Source organism: Amycolatopsis sp. NPDC051061 (assembly GCF_040682935.1).
Lineage (GTDB): Bacteria > Actinomycetota > Actinomycetes > Mycobacteriales > Pseudonocardiaceae > Amycolatopsis.
Genome location: NZ_JBFBBZ010000002.1, coordinates 211,574 through 230,363, shown reverse-complemented (window position 1 = coordinate 230,363; position 18,790 = coordinate 211,574). Strand labels below are relative to the sequence as shown.

Here is an 18,790-nt window from a genome sequence, read left to right as displayed (position 1 = left end):
GTCCTGGGCATCTATCCCTGTGAGTCCGGTTGATCACGGAACGAGGGAGGGATGACCATGAAGCGAACTGGTACCGCGATGATCGTCGGCGGTCTGGTGGCCGGCGGGCTGCTGGTCGCGGCGGGTGCCGCGAACGCCATGCCGAGCGACACGCCGTGCGGGGCCTCGGACGTCCACGTGACCGTGGCCCGCGACCCGGCGAACGCCGCCGGGCACGAGGCCTACGTCCTCACCTACACCGCGGCCTCGCCGACGACGAACTGCAAGCTCGAAGGCGCGCCGACGGCGTTGACCTTCATCGCCGGCGGCCGGCGGCTGCCGGTCACCGCGACGGCGGACGGGAGCGAGTCCGTGCCGGTCAACCTGCGCGAGGGCCACCCGGCCGGGTCGCGGATCGTGCAGCGCTCGGCGGCGACGCCGTCCGCCGCGCCGGCGTTCGTGTCGTTCGACCTGCCGACCGGCCCGTACGGCCAGCCGGTGAGCGTCGAGTGGCCCGCGGGGTCGGTTTTGAAGGGCGACTCGGTGCAGGTCACGCCGGTCGGCAACTGAACTTCGGGAGGGGAATTCACATGAAGCGCATCTTGATGGGGATCGGCACGATGGCGGGGGCCTTCGCGCTGGCGGCGTGCGGTACCACGACATCGGCGGCTCCGGCGCCCTCAGGGTCCGCGGCGGCTCAGGCCCCGGCGGCGGCCGGGTCCGTGGGTGGCGTCGCCGCGGCTTCGACCACGACGCCGCGCTGCACACCGGCCGACCTCGAGGTCCTGCTGGGCAAGCCGGCCGAGAAGAACGACGCGCCGGGCCAGTACGACATCCCGCTGACCTACCGCAACACCTCGGACCACACGTGCGGCCTGTACGGCGTGCCGGGCGTCGACCTGGTCGGCCCGGACGACGCGACGTTCGGCCCGGTCTACCACCTGCCGCGCGTCGACAACGGCGTGAAGTACAACGAGGTGCCCGCGGGGACGACGGCGTCGGCGACGATCACGGTGCTGAAGGCGGCCGCCGGTGAGCCGGCGTGGACGCCGGCGAAGCTGAACACGATCCCGCCGGGCCAGACTTCGGCGCTGACCGCGAAGTGGCCGTCGGACCTCCCGGTGCTGCGCCAGGACGCGGCGACTCACCCGGGTACCTACGTGAACGGCATCCTGGCCGACCCGGCCTGAAAGCGAGCGCCCCAATGTGGCCTTCGGTGCGTTGAACGCACCGAAGGCCACATTGGGTGCGTCAGACGCAACCAAGGCCACCTTGGGGCGCTGTGTCACTCGATCGGGTGATGCACGGGGTCGCGCGTCATTCCTGGCGTGTGGCTCCCTCTTTGTCGGTGCGGCGGTAACCGGCCGGCACGCCCCCCGACTGGCCGGTTACCGCTGCGGTCTTTCTACGCACGGTGGAGCAGCACGACGGAGTCCGTCTCCGCGACGCGCAGGTATCCCGTGCTCTTCAGCTCTTCCAGCGCGAATTCCTTCGTGGCCAACGTCGTCGGCCAGGACTGTTCCGGTTTCGCCACCACCACCCACTCCGGGCGTGCCTTCGACACGCCGTCGAAGAACCGCACCGTGCAGCGGGACGTCAGCCGCGGGGCCAGCCGGTTCGACGCCATGACGTCCGCGCCGTCCGGGATCCGGGCCAGCACCGCGTCGATGCCGGCCCGCTGCGACGGCGTCCAGACGCCGGCCGTCAGGTGCGCCGCCTGCAGGCCGAACGAGCCCAGGCCTGCCACCAGCGCGCACGCCGGCAGCAACGTCCGCAAGCGGGAGCCGCACCGCCGGACGCCGTCCGCCGCCGCGAGGAACACGATCGGCATCAGGACCGCGCTGTAGTGGTAGCCCATGCCCCAGTAGCGGTCGTTCGCCGAGACCAGCCGCCACAGCAGCGTCGGCACCGCCAGCAGCAGCACCGGCGATCGCAGCGCCGTGAACGCCGTGGGTGCCACCAGGGCCAGCAGCATCGACACTTGACGATCGACCCGCCGAAGGGGTTGAAGCCGCCGCTGTGCGCGTACGCGCCGGCCGGGTTCAGCGCCGGCAACACGACCGTCACCAGCAGCACCGACGTCGCGCCGCCGAAGACGACCACCGCCCAGCCGAGCCGGCGCTGCCGGTTGAGCACCAGGACCACGCCCACCGCGGCGAGCGTCATCGGCAGATCCTCCTTGACCAGCACCAGCGGCAACGCGCACCACACCGCCGCCCGCCACCGCTGGTGCAGCAGGTGCTCCGCGGCGAACGCCACCATCGGGACGGCGAAGCAGACCTCGTGGAAGTCGAAGTTCACCGCCGACAGCAGCCCCCACGACAGCACGTATCCGGCGGCCACGACCAGGCCCCGGCGCGTGCCCAGTACGCGCGAAGCGCAGCGCGTCACGGGCACCGCGGAGAGCGCGAAGAGGAAAGCCTGCGCGACCAGCAGGCACGCCGGCGACGGCCAGAGCAGGTAGAACGGCGCGAGCAGCGCCAGGATCGGGTGGAAGTGGTCGCCGAGCGTCGGTGCGCCGGGGCCGAGCAGGTCCGACACCGGCCAGTGCCCGTGCGCGTAGGACCGCACCGCCTGCTCGAAGATTCCCAAATCGAACCCGCTCGCGTCGAACGTCCGCAGCCTCTGCAGCGACCAGGCGGCGTACCCCGCGAAGGCGATCGCGGCGACGGCGTAGGGGACCGCGCGGGTTTCGCGCGTGCGCGCCGGAGCCGGCGCGAAGTCGATCAGCATGGCGGGATGCTCTTGGGGCCACGCTGAACCGGAGCTTAAGCGAGCTGAAGACGTCTTCAGGCAAGCGGGAGACGCAGCTCCAGACGCGCGCCGGACGTGCTCTCGGCGACGCGCAAGGTGCCGCCGTGCGTGCGCGCGATCTCCGCGGCGATCGCCAGGCCCAGTCCGGAGCCGCCGTCGTCTTCGCGGGCGCGGTCCTCGTCGAGCCTCACGAACCGGTCGAAGACACGCTCGCGCTGTCCGGCCGGGATGCCGGGGCCGTCGTCCTCGACGGTCAGCACGCTCCGGCCGTCGAGCGCGGTGAGCGTGATCGTCACGCGGCTCTTCGCGTGGCGTTCGGCGTTGTCGACGAGGTTGCGCAGCACGCGTTCCAGCCGTCCGGCGTGGCCGCGCACCACCGGCGACGCTGCCAAAATCAGCTCGACGCCGTCGTGCGGGACCCGCGCGGCGACGTGCGCGGTCACCAAGTCGGCCAGCGCCACCGGTTCGGTCCCGGCCGGCTGGTCCGCGTCCAGCTTGCTGAGCAGCAGCAAGTCCCCGGCCAGCGTCTCCATCCGCGTCACGTCGAGCACGGCGTTTTCGCAGCTGCGGCGCCAGTCGAGCCGGTCCGGGTGGGCGAGCTGGACCTCGAGCTGGGTGCGCAGCGACGCCAGCGGCGTGCGCAGCTCGTGCGACGCGTCCGCCGTGAACTGGCTCTGCCGCCGCACCGACCGGTCGAGCCGGGCGAGCATCTCGTTCATGGTCACGGCGAGCTCGGTGATCTCGTCGCCGGAGTCCGGCACCGGGACGCGGCGGGCGAGGTCGCCCGCGCGCACGCCGTCGACCTCGGCGCGGAGGCCGCCCACCGCGCGCAGCGACCGCCGCACGGCGAACCAGGCGACGCCGCCGACGAGCAGCGCGGCCGCGGGCACGCCGCCCCAGAGGATCCGCTGGGCGGTGGCCACGGTCTGCAGACCGACGGGATCGAGGGACTCGGCCGCGTCGACGAAGTACCGGCCGTCCGCCGTCCCGGCGCCGCTGTATTCCTGCTCCTCCTCGCCATAGGGCATCGCGATGACGCAGGTCGGGGAGAACACCAGCGCGCGACCCTGGAACGGCACGTCCGGAAGACCGGCCGAGCAGCGGTTCATCCGCTCCGGGCTGATCATGTACCCGCCGCCCTTCTCGAGCCGCCGCGGCACGTCCGCGGGCGCGACCCCGGAGTTCAGCAGGGCAAGCACGGCGGTGACCTTGTCGCTCGCCAGCGCCCGCGCGCTGTTCTCCAGTCCGCCGCGCAGCGCCTGCACGAACCAGTACGAGCCGAGGCCGAGGACGAGCGCCGAAGCGAGCGCGGCGAAGAGGGCGACCCGCCACCGGGTCGACCGGGGCAGGAGCCGGACCATGAGCAGAAGATAACCGCACCTTGGAAGACCCGGGACGCCGTCCGGCCTCCTACCGTCGAATCCGTGACGCTCGAGAAGTGGCAGGCGGTGCGCGCCGCGCTGCCGGAGACCGGCGCCCGGTTCGCGGATCTGGTGGCCGGCGTGCGGTACGGGCACGCGACTTCGCTCGGCGCGTGGTCGATCGCCGAAACGGCGTCGCACGTCGGGATGATCGCGCTGATGTACACGTCGATGATCCGCGGCGACGGCGGCCCGCTGCCGCTGCCGGGTCTCGAAGGGCCGATCGACGCGGCCCGCGTCGACACGATCTCCCGGATGAACGCGCTCGCGCTCGAGCTGTACCCGGAACGCGACCCCGTCCGGCTGGCCGAGCGGCTGCGCGCGGACATCGCCGAGGTGCTGCTCGTCAGCGCGGACCTGGACCCGGAGAAGCCGGTGTGGTGGCTGGGCGGCTCGCGCGTGCCGGTCGCGGGCGTGCTCGCGCACCTGGTCAACGAAATGCTGCTGCACGGCCTCGACATCGCCCGCGCGATCCGGCGGCCGTGGCCGATCCCGGCGGCGCACGAGGCGCTGTTCCTGGAGCTGTTCCTGTTCGGCATGGTGCGCAACGACATGGGCCGCCTGCTCGACGACGCGACGCCGTGCCCGCGCCGGATCGCGGTCGAGTTCCGGTCGGCGCACACGAAACCCGCGGTACTGGCGCTCCAGCACGGCGAATTGCGCTTCGAGCACCCGGACGGCGCCGCCGACGTGCGGCTGACGTTCGACCCGGCGGTGCTGGTGCCGATGATGTTCGGCCGGATCTCGAAGGCGCGGGCCGTGCTGGGCGGCGGCGTCCGGATCGGCGGGCCGCGGCCGTGGCTGCTGCCCGCGTTCCTCCGGACCGTGCGGATGCCCTAGTTCAGCACCCGGTAGGTCAGGTGGGTCGCGTTCGGCGTCTCTTCGACGGCCGTGCGTTCGAGCTTCACGTGCGCCCCGACCTCGGCGTCGAACAGCCGGACCCCGGTGCCGAACAGCAGCGGGACGACGTGCAGGCGCAGCTCCTCGACCAGCCCGGCCAGCAGGTACTGCCGCAGGGTCGTGCCGCCGCCCATCAGCATCACGTCGTTCCCGGCCGCCGCCTGCTTGGCCTGGCGCAGCGCGGCTTCCGGGCCGTCCGTGACGAACGTGAACGTCGTCGGGCCCTTGACCACGGGCTCGTGCGGCCGGTTCGTCACGACGAACACCGGCTTCTCGAACGTGCCGTCGTCGCCCCAGGGATCGACGCCGACGTCGAACATCGTGCGGCCGACCACGAACGCCCCGATGCCCTCCAGGATCCGGGCCCCGACCCGGGCATCGGCGTCCGTTCCCTCGAACATCCAGTGGTGCAGCAGATCGCCACCCTTGCCGAGGCGATGCTCGGTGCCGGTGTCCGGCCCGGCCACGATCCCGTCCACCGACATGCTGATCTCCGCGATGACCGTCACCAGCTGTCCCCCCATTCGGCGTCGCGGGCCGCGCGGTACCGCGGGCCCTGCTTCTTCGAGACTGCCACGCCGGGCTTGAGTCCGTCTTCGGTGCAGAGATCCAGCGCGACCCAGCCCTTGTGCTTCTTCGGGTGCCGGATGATCCGCGCGTCCGGCCGCTCCGGCGCCGACCGCGACGCGACGACGTAGGCGAACTTCTCGTCCTCGAACCCGAGCGTTCCCGCCTTGAGCCGCCGGTGCAGGCTCGACCGCGGCAGCCGCGCGGAGAAGTGGCACCAGTCTTCGCCGGGCACGATCGGGCAGGCGGCGTCGTGCGGGCACGGCGCGACGACGTGCAGGCCGCGTTCGATCAGCCGGCCGCGGGCGGCGCGGATCCGTTCGTAGCCCGCGGGGGTGCCGGGTTCGATCAGGGCGACGGTGTGCGCGTCGGTGGCCAGCCAGCGCACGACGTCGGCGCGGGTGGCGTCGGGCAGCTCGCCGAGCACGTAGGACAGCGTCACGAGGTCGGCGTCCGGCGCCGGCGCGGCCGGGTCGACGAACCCACGCCGCCACTGCGCGTCCCGGACGGCGGGCAGCTTGGCGCCGCCGGCGAGCCGCTTGCCGAGCCCGATGGCGCCCGCGACCTGTTCCAGAACCGTGCAGCGGGCCAGCGACGGCCACACGGCGGCGGCCGCCCAGACGGCGGCGCCGGTGCCCCCACCGACGTCGATTTGTGTACGCGGCTCGAAGCCGGGCGCGCGCGAAGCGGCTTCGGCGAGCACAGCGTGTACGGCGGCGTAGGTGGCCGGCATCCGATAGCCGGCGTACGCGGCGACGTCGGCTTCGGAGCTGAGAATGGGCGAGGTCGCCGCGTCACCTTGGCGGTAGCGCGTGCTGAGCCGATCCACGGACTGGGCGAGCCGCGGCACGGGGTGCCGGGCCAGCTCGTCGTCGAGCGCGGAGGAGAGGTCGTCGGGGAGTACCGCCACGATCGTCGATTCTCCCCTGTCCGAATTGCCCCGCCGGAGTGGGCCTGAGCTGCTAGTTTTCCGGCACGAAAGTTTTCCGGCGGAGGCTGTCGATCCGGGGTGCGGCCGTTCGACGCGTAGGCAGACCGAGCGAGAGGAGACCGCGATGCGGTTCATGGTGATCATCAAGTCGAACGAAGAGTCCGAGGCCGGCCAGGGCCCGAGCGCCGAGCTGCTGGCCGAGATGGGGAAGTTCAACGAAGAGCTGGTCAAGGCCGGCGTCATGCTCGCCGGGGAGGGCCTGACGCCGAGCTCGCAGGGCGCGCGCGTCGTGTTCTCCGGGAGCGAGGAACCCAAGGTCGTCGACGGTCCGTTCGCCGAGACCAAGGAGCTCGTCGGCGGCTTCTGGATCCTGCAGTGCCGCGACCGCGACGAGTGCGTCGAGTGGATCAAGCGGATGCCCAACCCCGACGGGCAGGCCGGCGTGGTCGAGATCCGGCGCGTTGCCGAGGCGTCCGACTTCGAAAACATGACGCCCGAGGTCGAGGAGCTGGAGGGACGGCTCCGCGCGCAGAGCGCCGGGAACGCCTGATGCGCTTCCTGGTGATGGTGAAGGCCACCCCCGAGTCCGAGGCCGGCCGCGGGCCCAGCACCGAAGAGCTGGAAACGATGTCGAAGTTCAACGAGGAGCTGGCGAAAGACGGCCGGATCGTGTTCGCCGAGGGCCTCACCCGGAGCTCGGAGGGCGTGCGCGTCCTCTTCGAAGGCGACGCCGAACCCAAGATCATCGACGGTCCGTTCGCCGAGACGAAGGAGCTCGTCGCCGGCGTCTGGGTGCTCAACGGCGAATCCCTCGAGGACGTCGTCACGCTGATGAAGCGCGCGCCGAACCCCGAGGCCAAGGGCGGTGTCATCGAGATCCGCGCCATCGCCGAGTAGTGGGTTGCACCGCGGCCGATCACCCTGTCTGATGGCCGGGTGACGGTTGCGGACACCCGGAGCACGGTGGAGACGGTTTGGCGGATCGAGTCGCCGCGGCTCATCGCGGGTCTGGCCCGCATGGCCCGCGGCGACGTCGGTCTCGCCGAGGAGCTGGCGCAGGACGCGCTCGTCGCGGCGCTGGAGCAGTGGCCGGAGTCCGGCGTGCCGCGCAACCCCGGCGCGTGGTTGATGACCATCGCCAAGCGCCGCGCGGTCGATCAGTTCCGCCGCAACGAGCGGTACGCCGAGAAGCTCGAAGAGGTCGGGCGCGATCAGCAGCTCGGCGAGGGCGTGCTGCCCGACTTCGACGCCGCCCTCGACGACCACATCGAGGACGACCTGCTGCGCCTGCTGTTCGTCGCGTGCCACCCCGTGCTGAACACGCAGGCCCGCGTCGCGCTGACGCTGCGGATGCTCGGCGGGCTGACCACCGACGAGATCGCGCGCGCCTTCCTGGTCCGCGAATCGACGATCGCGCAGCGGATCGTGCGCGCGAAGAAGGCCCTCGCGGCGGCGAAGGTCCCGTTCGAGGTGCCGGAGGGCGACGAGCGCGTCGCCCGGCTGTCGTCTGTGCTCGAGGTCGTCTACCTGGTGTTCAACGAGGGCTACTCGGCCACCCGCGGCGACGACTGGATGCGTCCGGCGCTCTGCGAGGAGGCGATGCGCCTCGGCCGCGTCCTCGCCGGGCTGATGCCGGGCGAGTCCGAGGTGCACGGCCTGGTCGCGCTGATGGAGCTGCAGTCGTCGCGCGCGAAGGCCCGGACCGGCCCGAACGGCGAACCGGTGCTCCTGCTGGAGCAGGACCGCGCCCGCTGGGACCGGTTCCTGATCCAGCACGGCCTGGCGGCGCTGACCCTGTCGGAGCAGATCGCCGACGGCGCGTACGGCCCGTACTCCGCCCAGGCGGCGATCGCGGCGTGCCACGCCCGGGCCCGGACGGCCGACGAGACGGACTGGGCGCGCATCGCGGCGTTGTACGAGGGGCTCGGGAAGCTCCAGCCGTCCCCGGTGATCGAGCTGAACCGCGGGGTGGCGGTGGCGATGGCGTACGGCCCGGCGGCGGGCCTGGCGGTGGTCGACGCGGTGGCCGACGAGCCGGCCCTGAAGGACTACCACCTCCTCCCGAGCGTCCGCGGCGACCTGCTGCAGAAGCTGGGCCGGCCGGAGGAGGCGGAGCGGGAGTTCAGGCGGGCGGCGGAGATGACGGAGAACGCCCGCGAACGCGCACTGCTCCTCGACCGCGCGACGGCGGTGGGTCGCTAGCGTCCCCGCCAGGACATCGGGGACAACGTCAACGCCGCTTCCGCGACCTTCCGTGCTGTCTCGGTCTTGAGGCCCTTCCGCGCCGACTCGATCCACTCGCCGACCGGCCGCACCCCGACGTCCCGGTACTCCAGCGCCTGCAGCAGCATCTCCAGCTTGTCGGCGTCCTTGGCGCACAACGCCTCGGCCGACGAGCGGGTCTCGTACTCGTCCACGGCGTCCCGCACGAGCGAGCGCGAGCGGTCCGGCAGCGCGGCCGTCTGGTCCGCCGTGATGTCCCGGGGTTCGGGCTTCTTCAGGTACTCCACCGCCGTCAGCGGAAGATCACCCGTCCGGGTCTCCTGCGTGTCGTGCCAGAGCGCCAGGAACGCCGCCCGCTCCGGCGACGCCCCTTCTTCCGCCGCGATCAGCGCCGCCAGCTGGGCCGTCCGCAGGCTGTGCTCGCCCACCGACTCCGGGTCGCGGACCCCCGCGTGCCACCAGCCCGACCGGCGGACGCGCTTCAGCAGACCCAGCTCGTACCCGAAGGACGCCAGACCGTCAGCACTCATGCCGCCCAGCCTAGGGCGACGGGATCATCGCCGTCAGGATCGTCGCCTGCAGCAGGGAGATCACGCCGACCACCGCGGTCAGCAGCAACGACCACAGGAACGTCTGCCGCAGCAGCGATCCCTCCTTGCCGCTCTGCCCGATCGCCGTCGCGCCGATCGACAGGTTCTGCGGCGAGATCATCTTGCCCATCACGCCGCCCGACGTGTTCGTCGCGCCCGCCAGGATCGGGTTCAGGTTCAGCTGCTGGGCCGAGATCACCTGCATCGGGCCGAACAGGCTGTTCGTCGACGCGTCCGACCCGGTCAGGAACACGCCCAGCCAGCCGATGTAGGCCGAGAACAGCGGGAAGACCACGCCGGTCGTCGCCAGGGCCAGGCCCAGCGTCTGCGTCGCGCCCGAGTAGTTCATCACGAACGCGATCGCCAGGATCATGAAGATCGTCGCGAGCGCCCAGCGCATCTGGACCAGCGTCTGCCGGTACGTCTTGACCAGCAGCCCCGCGCGGCCACCCATCGCGAAGCCGGCGATGACCGCCGCGATCAGGGCGACCGAGCCCGGGGAGAACAGGAAGTCCACCGTGAACGTCGCCGCGTACGGCGCGTTCTTCGCGGTGATCGGCGGGTGCTGGACGACGTGGTTGTGCAGCCCCGGCCACGCGAAGATCCAGTCCGCCTTGTGCAGCAGCTTCGTCAGGTCCAGCCAGGTGGGCAGGTTCTTGAAGATGGTCCCGATCCGCGACAGGAAGATGGCCAGGATCAGGATGATGTAAGGCATCCACGCGTAGAGCGCGCCTCGCTCGGCCTTCGCGGCGCCCAGGCTCTTCGCCGCGGCTTCCTCGCCCTCGAAGCGCCACACCGAAGCCGGCTGCCAGAACCGCGTCAGGATCCACAGCGCGGCCATCGCGGTGAGCGCGGCGAGGACGTCGACCAGGCTGGCGCTGATGTAGTTGGACACGACGAACTGCATGGCCGCGAACGCGAGCCCGGCGGTCAGCACCGCCGGCCACACCTCGAGCATGCGCTTCCAGCCGGCCAGCACGACGACCAGGAACGCGGGGATGATCAGCGCCAGCACCGGTACCTGGCGGCCGACCGCCGCCGAGAACAGCTCGGTCGCCTCGTCCTGCTTGAGGTGCATGATCGGCGCGGTCAGCCGGCCGAGCACGATCAGCGGGTTGCCGAGGCCGCCGAACGCGACCGGCGCGGTGTTCGCCAGCAACGCCAGCACGACGGCCTTCACCGGCGGGAACCCGAGCGCGGCCATCATCGCCGCGGTGATCGCGATCGGCGACCCGCCGCCCGCGACGCCTTCGAGCAGCGCACCGAAGCCGAACGCGATGAGCAGCGCCTGCAGCCGCCGGTCCTCGCTGAACCCGGCGAGCACGCGCTTGATCGCGTCGAACCGGCCGGTGGCCACCGTGACGTTGTGGAAGTACACGGCGTGGAACGCGATCCAGGCCACCGACCACACGCCGAAGACCACGCCCATCGCCGCGGAGTCGAACGCCAGCGCGGCCGGCATCCGGTACAGCAGCAGGGCGACGCCGAGCGCGGTGACCAGCGCGAGCGCCGCCGAAAGGTGCGCGGAAAAGCGGATCACGCCGAGCGCGACCAGCAGCACGATGACCGGGAGCGCGGCGAGCAGCGCGGAGACCCACAGCCCGCCCGCCGGCTGGTAGTCCTGGATCCAGGTCACGGGTCAGCCCCTTTGCCCTCGTACGTAACCGAGCCTCAGCGACAGGGCGGCGGCGGTCCCGGCCACGGAGGCACCGAGCTCGTCGAGGCGGCGCAGCACGCGCGGCGCCGGCCCGGCGATGCTGATGGCGGCGATCGGGCGTCCCGAGTGGTCGCGCACGGCGGCGGCGACGCACCCGACGTCCGGCTCGTTTTCGACTTCGTCGATCGCCCAGCCGCGACGGCTGGTCCGCGCGAGGTCGTCGAGCAGCCGGAGCGGGTCGTTGATCGTCTTGAGCGTGAGGGAGTCGAGCTTCATCCGCCGGACGCGCTCGGCCCGGTCGGGTTCGGGGAGCGCGGCGAGCCAGGCTTTCCCGAGCGACGTCGCGTGCTGCGGCCGCCGCGTGCCGAGCCGGCAGGCGAGGGTGACGGCGCTGGCACTGCGTTCGGTGGCGACGTAGACCATGGTGTCGTTGTCGGGCACGGCGAGGTAGGTCGTCTCCCCGGACCGTTCGGCGAGCGACGCGAGGTACCGCGGCGCACACCGGTGCAGATCGGTGGCGGCCATGGCCCGCGCACCGAGCTCGACGAGCCGCGTGCCGAGCCTGACCCGGCCGGTGACCTGGTCGGCTTCGAGGTATTCGAGGCTCTTCAGGGTGCCGACGATGCGGTAGGCGGCACTGCGGGAAAGCCCCAGTTGCCGCGCGATCGCATTGGTGGAAATCTCCTGGTGCCGACCCACGTGCTCGAGCACCGCGAGTCCGCGTTCGAGAGTTCCGCTGTTCTCCAGCCCGCGTTCCGGTGCCACGCTGCCCTCCGTTGGACGTTCCCGTTTCCGCTCAGCGGTACGCATTTCCGCTGGGTGGGCTTGGACGGTAACACCTCCGATGTATGTGCGGAAGATCTTGAAACGTCTCAGAAGAAGACGCGGAGAATGCGGTTACTTGCGCAGGCTAATTGGTACAACCTCCGATGGTTAAGTTTCCTACCTATGGCGGTTGCGGAGCCGTTGACGGGATCGTTCGACAAGTTCGACCATGGTCGGTTCATATCCGTGAATGGGGGATGAAGGAAGTAGAGACGGTTCGGCCGCGCGTCTTGAATGAGTCATTCAGGGTCATTCAGGACGCCCGAAGACCTGAATGACTCATTCAAGACGTCGAGAGGCCGCCCGAGACCCGGGTCACGGACTCAGCGAAATCACAGCGCTCTCCGGGCACCATCCAGCCGGTGACCCCCGAGCCCGTGCCCGCGCGTCGAAGCGGGGACCGGCCCGCGGCCCGGCGAGCTGGTTACCCTGCGTTGGTGAAACTGGGCAGCGTGATCGCCGCGACCGGCGTCCGGATGCGGACCACCGCGGTGGCCGTCTTCGCGCTCGCGCTGGCCATCGCCGCCGCGGGCGTCGTCGTCGTGCTGCTGCTGGAAGAGTCGCTCGACCGCAGTGTCACCGAGAGTGCGCGCGGCACCGGCCGGCAGGTCGCCATCCAGCTCGTCCGCGAGGGCGCGCGCGACCTCAGCGCGTCCGACGTCGCGAGCACCGGCGACACCGAGGCCGTCACCCAGGTGCTCGACGCGCGCGGGGTGCCGATCGCGAGCGACCCGGCGATCGTCGGGCACCCGCCGCTGACCGCCGCCCGCCCGGCCGCCGGGCACGAGACCATCGAGACCCTCCCGCTCGGGCTCAACGGCGACAGCGACGACTACCGGGTCGTGTCGCAGCAGGTCAACGGGCCGGGCGGGCCGTACACGGTGGTCTCCGCGCGCTCACTGGAGCCGGTGACCGAGGCGTCGACCCGGCTGACGCTGCTGCTCGGCCTGATCGCGATCCCGCTGCTGGCGATCTCCGGGCTCGCGGTCTACCGCGCGGTGGGCTCGGCGCTGCGGCCGGTCGAGCGGATGCGCCGGACCGTCGCGGAGATCTCGACGCGCGACCTCGCCGCCCGCGTCCCGCTGCCGCCGGGTGGCGACGAGGTGCACCGCCTCGCCGTGACGCTCAACGGGATGCTCGGCCGGCTCGCGTCGGCGCAGGCGGCGCAACGCCGGTTCGTCGCGGACGCCAGCCACGAGCTGCGCTCGCCGCTGTCCACGATCAGCACCGCGCTCGACGTCTCCGGGCGGCACCCGGAGAGCACCGAGGACCTGGTGCCGGTGATCGCCCGGGAGACCGCGCGGCTGCGCGAGCTCGTCGACGACCTGCTCATGCTCGCCCGCACCGACGACGCGACCGACCGGCCGTCGCGCACCGAGGTCGACCTCGACGACATCGTCCGCGCGGAGGCCGAGCGGGTCCGCGGCGAGTGCGCGCTGGACGTCGAGGTCCGGGCCGGGCCGGCGAAGGTCCGCGGCAGCGAGGCCCAGCTGCGGCGGGCGGTGCGGAACCTCGTCGACAACGCCCGCGGGCACGCGCGCTCGCGCATCCGCGTCGCCAGTTCGGTGCGCGGCGGCCTCGCCGTCGTCGAGGTGAGCGACGACGGCCCGGGCGTCGGGGAAGCCGACCGTGAACGGATCTTCGAGCGGTTCGTCCGGCTGGACGCGTCGCGGCAGCGCGGGCACGGCGGCACCGGGCTGGGCCTGCCGATCGTGGCGGGCATCGCGGCGCGCCACGGCGGCCGGGCACGCTACCGCGCGTCGGACGAGCCGGGCGCGCGGTTCGTGCTCGAGCTGCCGGTGCTCGAACTGCCGGAGGAGGAGTAGTGCGCCTGCTGATCGTGGAGGACGAGCGCGAGTTCGCGGAGACGCTGCGGCGCGGCCTGGTCGCCGAGGGGTTCACCGTCGACGTCGCGCACACCGGGCGCGAGGGGCTCTGGCGCGCCACCGAGCAGGAGCACGACGTCGTCGTGCTCGACATCATGCTGCCCGAGCTGTCCGGCTACGAAGTGCTCAAACGCCTGCGTGCGGCCGAGAACTGGACGCCGGTGCTGATGCTCACCGCGAAGGACGGCGAGTACGACGAAGCCGACGCGTTCGACCTCGGCGCCGACGACTACCTGTCGAAGCCGTTCTCCTTCGTCGTCCTCATCGCCCGGCTGCGCGCACTGCTGCGCCGGGGCGCGCCGGCCCGGCCCGCCGTGCTGGAGGCGGGCGACCTGCGGCTCGACCCCTCCGCCCGGACCGTCCACAGGGGACAGCAGCGGATCGAGCTGACCGCGCGGGAGTTCGGGTTGCTGGAGTTCCTGCTGCGCCGGGCGGGCGCGGCGCTGACGAAGAACGAGATCCTGGGCCACGTCTGGGACGCGCACTACGACGGCGACGAGAACGTCGTCGAGGTCTACATCGGCTACTTGCGGCGCAAGATCGACGTCCCGTTCGGCACCCGGACCATCGAGACGGTCCGGGGCGTCGGGTACCGGCTGGTGGACGTTACTCGATCGTGATATTCCGGGCGGAATCCGGGAATTGGTTCCGCTGGGCGTCCGGTGCTGGGCCATCTGCCGCCGCCGGTTGCCGCGAATCGACCAGCCGTTCCCGCGAACCGGTGAAAAATACCGTGTCGTAGGTCATCTGCGGACGGTTGTGCCCATTGCTACGGTGGGCACCCACCCGAGACCAGGAAAGCGATGACGGAATCGCCACGACCGTTCCCTGCCTCCGATAACACCGTTCAAGAAGCCTCCGGGAAATCCGTTTCCCGACTCCGCGCCGCCGACGCCATTCGCGAGGCGACAGCACAGTTCGGCGTGGTGACGGAGCTGCCCCCGCACGCCGTGACCGGGCTCCGGACCCGCGCCGACGGCGGCTGGTCCGTGCTCGACGCCGTCGGCGAGCTCGCCGCGTGCGAACGGCTGCGGCGGTTCACCCGGGGCGCGACCGATTCCTGAAAGGAAGAGTGACACGATTGGCCGCTTCGTCCGATTCATTGGCGGACATTCTGGAACGCGTGCTCGACAAGGGTGTGGTGATAGCCGGTGACATCGGCGTCAGTGTCGTCGACGTCGAATTGCTGACGCTGCGGATCCGGTTGTTCATCGCCTCGGCCCAGACCGCGAAGGAAATGGGTATGGACTGGTGGACGAACGACCCGTTTCTCTCGCCGAATGCCCAGCGTGAAGAGCTGGCGGCGCGCGTCGCCGAACTGGAGGCGCGACTGCCCGCGCCGAGCGCGACGGAAGAACCGCGGTGAGCGACTGGCTGTGCGCGTAAGCGATCACGCGCAACCGTCCGGCCACTTTGGACATCGGCGCGCCGCGGCTGATCGGCTACCGGGATCTCGGCGTGGTCGTCTCCGAGGTGACTCCGACGCGCTTCGACCGCCGCGCTGCGCGGGCACGCCGCCGACTGCATGGAGCGAGCCCGGCCGCACGGCGTGCTGGTCAACACGGCGTACCTCGTCGCGAAGGGCCGGGAGGCGGCGTTCCACGCGGAGTTCGAGTGGTTCGCCCAGGAGCTGCGAGAGGCGGGGGCGACGGTGGAGACATCGGGACCGTGGCCGCCGTACTCGTTCACCGACGTCGAACTGGGAGTGACGGCTGATGGCTGACGCCGCGGTGGAAGCCGTCGCCGACCTGCTCGAACTGGAGCTCCGGTTCGCCGAGATCCGCGCGGCCCTCGACGAAAGGATTTAAGTGACCAGACCGGGACAGACCGGTGGCGGCCTCGCCGACACGCTCGACATCCTGCTCGACAAGGGACTCGTGATCGACGCATCGGTGCGGGTGTCGGTGATCGGGATCGAGCTGCTGGCGATCGAGGCGCGGATCGTGATCGCCGGCGTCGACACCTACATCCGGTACCTCGAAGCGATGCAGCGGCTGCAGGACACGACCGTGCCCGGGCAGATCTCGCCGGGGCTCGGGCAGACGACCGGGCTGATCCCGCCCCCGCCGCCGACGCCCGCGGTGGCCGTGCCGGTGGAACCGGTCATCCCCGTCGAGCAGCCGTGACGCTGCAGCTCTACGGCGTCGTGCGCGCCGGGCACCCGCGGGCGCCGCGGACGGTGTGCTGGGAGGACCTGGCGATGGTCGTCGGCGAACCCGAGCCCGATCCGGCGGTGCACCTGGCGGTGGTGTCCGCGCTCGTCGAGGGCGGCCCGGTGCTGCCGGTCCGGTTCGGCACGGTGGCCGACGACGAAGAAGCCGTCCGGGACGAGGTGCTGGCGCCCTCCGCCGATGAATACCGCGCCGACCTCGACCGGCTCGACGGCCTGGCCGAGGTGCACGTCTGCCTGCGGTTCACCGAACCCGGCTCGGCCTGGCGGGCGGCGCGCTCCGACGTGCTGCTGAGCGAGGTCGCCGAACGCGCCCGCGATTCGGTGTCGCTGCCGGCGGGCGAGTCCGCCGACGAGCGGTGGGCGTTCCTGGTCGGGATGGGCGATCTGCTCGTCGTCCGCGACGCGGTCACCGAGCTGGCCCGCGGCGGCGGCGTCCAGGCCGACTGGCTCGGGCCGCTGCCCGCGTACAGCTTCCTGGAGCGGCGGACCTGCCCGCGGTGGAGCTGGTGAGCGACGGCGGAACAGTCGCTGAACACTCTTTTCGGTACTGGCCGCCGTGGCTCGCGGTCGGCGATCCTGGCGTCGTGGCCACCAGTGAAGTCGCGGCGCTCCCGCGCGCTTTCGGCGGGCCCGGCTCGGGGCCGGGCCAGTTCCGCGCGCCGTCCGGGATCGCCGTCGACGTGCGCGGACGCGTCTGGGTGGCGGACACGGGCAACGACCGCGTGCAGGCGTTCACCCGCGACGGCGCCCTCGTGCGCGTGCTGGCCGGGCGGCTCAAGGCGCCGGAAGGGGTCGCGGTCGACGCGGCGGGCAACGTCTACGTCGCCGACACCGGCAACCGCCGCGTGGTGCAGTTCTCGTGGTGGGGCGGGTTCGTGCGCGAGTTCGGCGGCTTCGGCCGGCCTCGCGCGGTCGCGCTCGACCCGGCCGGCCGGCTGCTGGTCGACGACGCCGGACAGCGGCGCGTCGCGCGGTTCGACACCCGCACGGGCGCGGCGCTGACCGACACGACCGAGCCGATCAGCTCACCGCGTGACGTCGCCGACGACGGCCTGGGCGGCGTCTGGGTCGCCGAAACCGGCAACCACCGCATCGTCCACTTCGGAGCGTCGGCCTAGTTCCGGCTCACGCGCCGGCCAGGAGAGGCAGCAGGCGGTCCCAGTGCAGCCGCAGCGCGGCGGGGTCGAAGGCGTCGGTATCGGACATCGTGAAGCCGTGGACGGTGCCGGGGTAGATCTCGGACGTGTAGCCGACGCCCGCGGCGTCCAGGGTCTGGTTGAGCTCGCCGAGCGCCGCCGGCGTCAGATCGGATTCGGCGTGGCCGAAGTGGACCCGGGCGGTGAGCCGCTGCAGGTCGTCGGGCCCGGCGGCGCCCACCGGGGCGTGGAACGCGGCGAGGGCGGCCACCTGCCCGGGGTGGGCCGCGGCGGTACGCGTCGCGAGGAGACCGCCGATGCAGTAGCCGGTCACCGCGACGGGTCCGGCGCCGACCTCGGGCTGCGTGGTGAGGAACCGGAGGTAGGCGTCGGCGTCCCGCAGGACGCGTTCGGTGGTGTGCGCCTCGATCATGGGCATCAGCTTGGCGAAGATCGCGGGCCTGGCTTCTTCCCCGATGTGCTCGGGGAGGTCGAGGACCGGGGTCGGGCCGTTCCGGTAGAAGGGATTGGGGACGAGCACGTAGTACCCGTGACCGGCCAGTTCGCGGGCCATGTCCCGCAGCACCGGCCGGATGCCGAAGCCGTCCGGGTACATCAGCACCCCCGGGTGCGGCCCGCCCTCGCCGGGGAAGGCGGCGAAAGCGTCGGCCTCGCCGTCCGCGGTGGAAATCTGCAACGTCCGGGTGAGCACTGTCGTCCCGCCTAGTTCTTCGAGATCGCGGCCGTCGCGCGCACCACGGCGGTGCAGCGGTTCTCGACGTACTCGAGCCCGCCTTCCTCGGCGATGCGGCGCGCTTCGGCGGAGACGATGCCCTGCTGCAGCCACAGCGCCTTCGCGCCGATCTCGACGGCTTCGCGGGCGATGCCGGGTGCCTCGGGGGACGGCCGAAAAACGTCCACGACATCGACCGGCTCCGGGATGTCCTTCAGCGACCGGTAGACCTTCTCGCCGAGCAGCTCGGTCGCGCTCGGGTGCACGGGGATGATCCGGAACCCGTGCGCCTGCAGCACCGCGGGCACCCCGTGGGCGGCCTTGGCCGGGTCGCGGCTCAGGCCGACGACGGCGATGGTCTTCGCGTCGGCCAGGATCTCTTCTGCCTTCATGTGGGGGGAACGCCCGGACGGCGTCAAAGCTTCCAGAGCCGCAAGCCGCGGACGCGGTAGACGGGCCAGATCACGTGCCATGGCTTGCGGCGGGCGAAAGTCGCGGCGCAGGTGAGGATGTTGCGGGCGGACGTCGTCGAGACCTCGTGCCGATCCGCCCAGACCTCGCCCTTGGCGCCGATGGCGATCCGGAAGACCGTCAGCAGGCCGCGGCCCTGGAGGTCGTACTTCGCGCCGGTGTCCCCCGAGTCGGGGGCCAGCTCGGCGATCTCGGCGCCGAACGCGCGGGCCGCCTGCGGCGCGACCTCCGCGGGCACGACGCCGACACTGCGCGTGATCGCCTTGCCGTGCAGGCGGCGCGCGTACCGGTGCAGGAGCGAGCGCTCCCACCACGGCAGCAGCCGTTGGTGGGCCAGCAGCGCGGCGCACTCGCCGTGCCCGATCGCGAAGATGCTCGTGAGCTCGTCGTAGGCGCCGTTCGTCGCCGGCTCGTTGAGGTGCAGCCGGACTTCGAACCGCGTGCGCGCGCTGAGCTCGTCGAGCCGTTCGCGGTGATCGAGCCGCGCCTTCGCGCGAGAGAGCGTCCAATCGGACATGGGACCTCCAGGCGTCGCGCACAGGCT

At 71.8% G+C, this 18,790-nt stretch carries 26 protein-coding genes; 14 read left to right on the top strand and 12 right to left on the bottom strand.

Features of this window, described 5'->3' with window-relative positions; genetic code table 11:
• The first annotated feature begins 57 nt into the window (after positions 1-57).
• Both AB0N03_RS03865 and AB0N03_RS03860 read left to right on the top strand, forming a co-directional pair.
• Complete coding sequence (locus AB0N03_RS03865) at positions 58-549, top strand: DUF4232 domain-containing protein (protein WP_364364911.1); 492 nt, start codon at positions 58-60, stop codon at positions 547-549.
• Positions 550-563: 14 nt separating this feature from the next.
• Positions 564-1,169, top strand: coding sequence for a DUF4232 domain-containing protein (locus tag AB0N03_RS03860; protein ID WP_364365357.1), 606 nt, complete (start codon positions 564-566; stop codon positions 1,167-1,169).
• A 215-nt stretch (positions 1,170-1,384) separates the two neighbouring features.
• Here AB0N03_RS03860 and AB0N03_RS03855 read toward each other — a convergent pair whose 3' ends face one another.
• Genes AB0N03_RS03855 through AB0N03_RS03845 form a run of 3 tightly spaced genes read right to left on the bottom strand, consistent with a single transcriptional unit; the run spans position 1,385 to position 4,094 of the window.
• Positions 1,385-1,915: a DUF2079 domain-containing protein gene (locus tag AB0N03_RS03855; protein WP_364365354.1), complete on the bottom strand. Its 531-nt coding sequence runs from the start codon at positions 1,913-1,915 to the stop codon at positions 1,385-1,387.
• Complete coding sequence (locus AB0N03_RS03850; protein WP_364364908.1) at positions 1,810-2,712, bottom strand: DUF2079 domain-containing protein; 903 nt, start codon at positions 2,710-2,712, stop codon at positions 1,810-1,812. The genes AB0N03_RS03855 and AB0N03_RS03850 overlap by 106 nt, the downstream gene beginning before the upstream one ends.
• 56 nt (positions 2,713-2,768) lie before the next feature.
• A complete protein-coding gene (locus AB0N03_RS03845; RefSeq protein ID WP_364364905.1) occupies positions 2,769-4,094 on the bottom strand; it encodes a HAMP domain-containing sensor histidine kinase in 1,326 nt (441 codons plus the stop codon).
• Positions 4,095-4,157: 63 nt separating this feature from the next.
• Here AB0N03_RS03845 and AB0N03_RS03840 point away from each other — a divergent pair, with 63 nt between their 5' ends.
• Entirely contained in the window at positions 4,158-4,994 is an 837-nt protein-coding gene (locus tag AB0N03_RS03840; RefSeq protein WP_364364903.1) for a maleylpyruvate isomerase N-terminal domain-containing protein, read from the top strand.
• Here the strand turns inward: AB0N03_RS03840 and AB0N03_RS03835 are convergent.
• On the bottom strand, positions 4,991-5,563 hold the full coding sequence (locus tag AB0N03_RS03835) for a dihydrofolate reductase family protein (RefSeq protein ID WP_364364900.1): 573 nt from the start codon (positions 5,561-5,563) through the stop codon (positions 4,991-4,993). The two genes, AB0N03_RS03840 and AB0N03_RS03835, sit on opposite strands and share 4 nt — an antisense overlap.
• Positions 5,560-6,534 (bottom strand): small ribosomal subunit Rsm22 family protein, encoded by a 975-nt coding sequence (locus tag AB0N03_RS03830; protein WP_364365351.1) that lies wholly within the window; start codon positions 6,532-6,534, stop codon positions 5,560-5,562. The genes AB0N03_RS03835 and AB0N03_RS03830 overlap by 4 nt, the downstream gene beginning before the upstream one ends.
• Before the next feature lie 142 nt (positions 6,535-6,676).
• Here AB0N03_RS03830 and AB0N03_RS03825 point away from each other — a divergent pair, with 142 nt between their 5' ends.
• Genes AB0N03_RS03825 through AB0N03_RS03815 form a run of 3 tightly spaced genes read left to right on the top strand, consistent with a single transcriptional unit; the run spans position 6,677 to position 8,754 of the window.
• On the top strand, positions 6,677-7,102 hold the full coding sequence (locus tag AB0N03_RS03825; RefSeq protein ID WP_364364897.1) for a YciI family protein: 426 nt from the start codon (positions 6,677-6,679) through the stop codon (positions 7,100-7,102).
• A complete protein-coding gene (locus tag AB0N03_RS03820) occupies positions 7,102-7,449 on the top strand; it encodes a YciI family protein (protein WP_364364894.1) in 348 nt (115 codons plus the stop codon). Before AB0N03_RS03825 ends, AB0N03_RS03820 begins: the two co-directional genes overlap by 1 nt.
• Before the next feature lie 39 nt (positions 7,450-7,488).
• Positions 7,489-8,754: an RNA polymerase sigma factor gene (locus AB0N03_RS03815; protein ID WP_364364891.1), complete on the top strand. Its 1,266-nt coding sequence runs from the start codon at positions 7,489-7,491 to the stop codon at positions 8,752-8,754.
• On the opposite strand, the gene AB0N03_RS03810 is transcribed toward AB0N03_RS03815, so the two are convergent.
• Genes AB0N03_RS03810 through AB0N03_RS03800 form a run of 3 tightly spaced genes read right to left on the bottom strand, consistent with a single transcriptional unit; the run spans position 8,751 to position 11,787 of the window.
• The gene (locus AB0N03_RS03810) at positions 8,751-9,305 is read right to left on the bottom strand and encodes an HD domain-containing protein (RefSeq protein WP_364364888.1); all 555 of its coding nucleotides are present in this window, start codon (positions 9,303-9,305) and stop codon (positions 8,751-8,753) included. The genes AB0N03_RS03815 and AB0N03_RS03810 overlap by 4 nt on opposite strands.
• Before the next feature lie 10 nt (positions 9,306-9,315).
• Positions 9,316-11,001: a lactate permease LctP family transporter gene (locus AB0N03_RS03805; protein WP_364364884.1), complete on the bottom strand. Its 1,686-nt coding sequence runs from the start codon at positions 10,999-11,001 to the stop codon at positions 9,316-9,318.
• A 3-nt stretch (positions 11,002-11,004) separates the two neighbouring features.
• Positions 11,005-11,787, bottom strand: a complete 783-nt coding sequence (locus AB0N03_RS03800; RefSeq protein WP_364364881.1) for an IclR family transcriptional regulator — start codon at positions 11,785-11,787, stop codon at positions 11,005-11,007.
• Between the two features lie 497 nt (positions 11,788-12,284).
• Between AB0N03_RS03800 and AB0N03_RS03795 the strand changes: the two genes are divergently transcribed.
• A complete protein-coding gene (locus tag AB0N03_RS03795) occupies positions 12,285-13,673 on the top strand; it encodes an ATP-binding protein (protein ID WP_364364878.1) in 1,389 nt (462 codons plus the stop codon).
• Positions 13,673-14,353 (top strand): response regulator transcription factor, encoded by a 681-nt coding sequence (locus tag AB0N03_RS03790; RefSeq protein ID WP_364364876.1) that lies wholly within the window; start codon positions 13,673-13,675, stop codon positions 14,351-14,353. Before AB0N03_RS03795 ends, AB0N03_RS03790 begins: the two co-directional genes overlap by 1 nt.
• On the opposite strand, the gene AB0N03_RS03785 is transcribed toward AB0N03_RS03790, so the two are convergent.
• Positions 14,340-14,480 (bottom strand): hypothetical protein, encoded by a 141-nt coding sequence (locus AB0N03_RS03785; protein ID WP_364364873.1) that lies wholly within the window; start codon positions 14,478-14,480, stop codon positions 14,340-14,342. The two genes, AB0N03_RS03790 and AB0N03_RS03785, sit on opposite strands and share 14 nt — an antisense overlap.
• A 179-nt stretch (positions 14,481-14,659) precedes the next feature.
• On the opposite strand from AB0N03_RS03785, the gene AB0N03_RS03780 reads away from it, so the two are divergent.
• From AB0N03_RS03780 to AB0N03_RS03755, 6 genes are all read left to right on the top strand, one after another.
• Positions 14,660-14,797: a hypothetical protein gene (locus tag AB0N03_RS03780; protein WP_364364870.1), complete on the top strand. Its 138-nt coding sequence runs from the start codon at positions 14,660-14,662 to the stop codon at positions 14,795-14,797.
• Between the two features lie 17 nt (positions 14,798-14,814).
• Complete coding sequence (locus tag AB0N03_RS03775) at positions 14,815-15,099, top strand: gas vesicle protein (protein ID WP_364364867.1); 285 nt, start codon at positions 14,815-14,817, stop codon at positions 15,097-15,099.
• 159 nt (positions 15,100-15,258) lie between these two features.
• Positions 15,259-15,456 (top strand): GvpL/GvpF family gas vesicle protein, encoded by a 198-nt coding sequence (locus AB0N03_RS03770; RefSeq protein WP_364364864.1) that lies wholly within the window; start codon positions 15,259-15,261, stop codon positions 15,454-15,456.
• 85 nt (positions 15,457-15,541) lie between these two features.
• The gene (gene gvpJ / locus AB0N03_RS03765) at positions 15,542-15,859 is read left to right on the top strand and encodes a gas vesicle protein GvpJ (protein WP_364364861.1); all 318 of its coding nucleotides are present in this window, start codon (positions 15,542-15,544) and stop codon (positions 15,857-15,859) included.
• On the top strand, positions 15,856-16,416 hold the full coding sequence (locus AB0N03_RS03760; protein WP_364364858.1) for a GvpL/GvpF family gas vesicle protein: 561 nt from the start codon (positions 15,856-15,858) through the stop codon (positions 16,414-16,416). Before gvpJ ends, AB0N03_RS03760 begins: the two co-directional genes overlap by 4 nt.
• 74 nt (positions 16,417-16,490) lie before the next feature.
• Complete coding sequence (locus AB0N03_RS03755; protein WP_364364855.1) at positions 16,491-17,024, top strand: NHL repeat-containing protein; 534 nt, start codon at positions 16,491-16,493, stop codon at positions 17,022-17,024.
• A 7-nt stretch (positions 17,025-17,031) separates the two neighbouring features.
• Here AB0N03_RS03755 and AB0N03_RS03750 read toward each other — a convergent pair whose 3' ends face one another.
• Genes AB0N03_RS03750 through AB0N03_RS03740 form a run of 3 tightly spaced genes read right to left on the bottom strand, consistent with a single transcriptional unit; the run spans position 17,032 to position 18,763 of the window.
• Positions 17,032-17,754, bottom strand: coding sequence for a dienelactone hydrolase family protein (locus AB0N03_RS03750; RefSeq protein WP_364364852.1), 723 nt, complete (start codon positions 17,752-17,754; stop codon positions 17,032-17,034).
• A gap of 11 nt (positions 17,755-17,765) precedes the next feature.
• A complete protein-coding gene (locus tag AB0N03_RS03745; protein ID WP_364364850.1) occupies positions 17,766-18,167 on the bottom strand; it encodes a CoA-binding protein in 402 nt (133 codons plus the stop codon).
• A 23-nt stretch (positions 18,168-18,190) separates the two neighbouring features.
• Complete coding sequence (locus tag AB0N03_RS03740) at positions 18,191-18,763, bottom strand: hypothetical protein (protein ID WP_364364847.1); 573 nt, start codon at positions 18,761-18,763, stop codon at positions 18,191-18,193.
• Between the last annotated feature and the right edge of the window lie 27 nt (positions 18,764-18,790).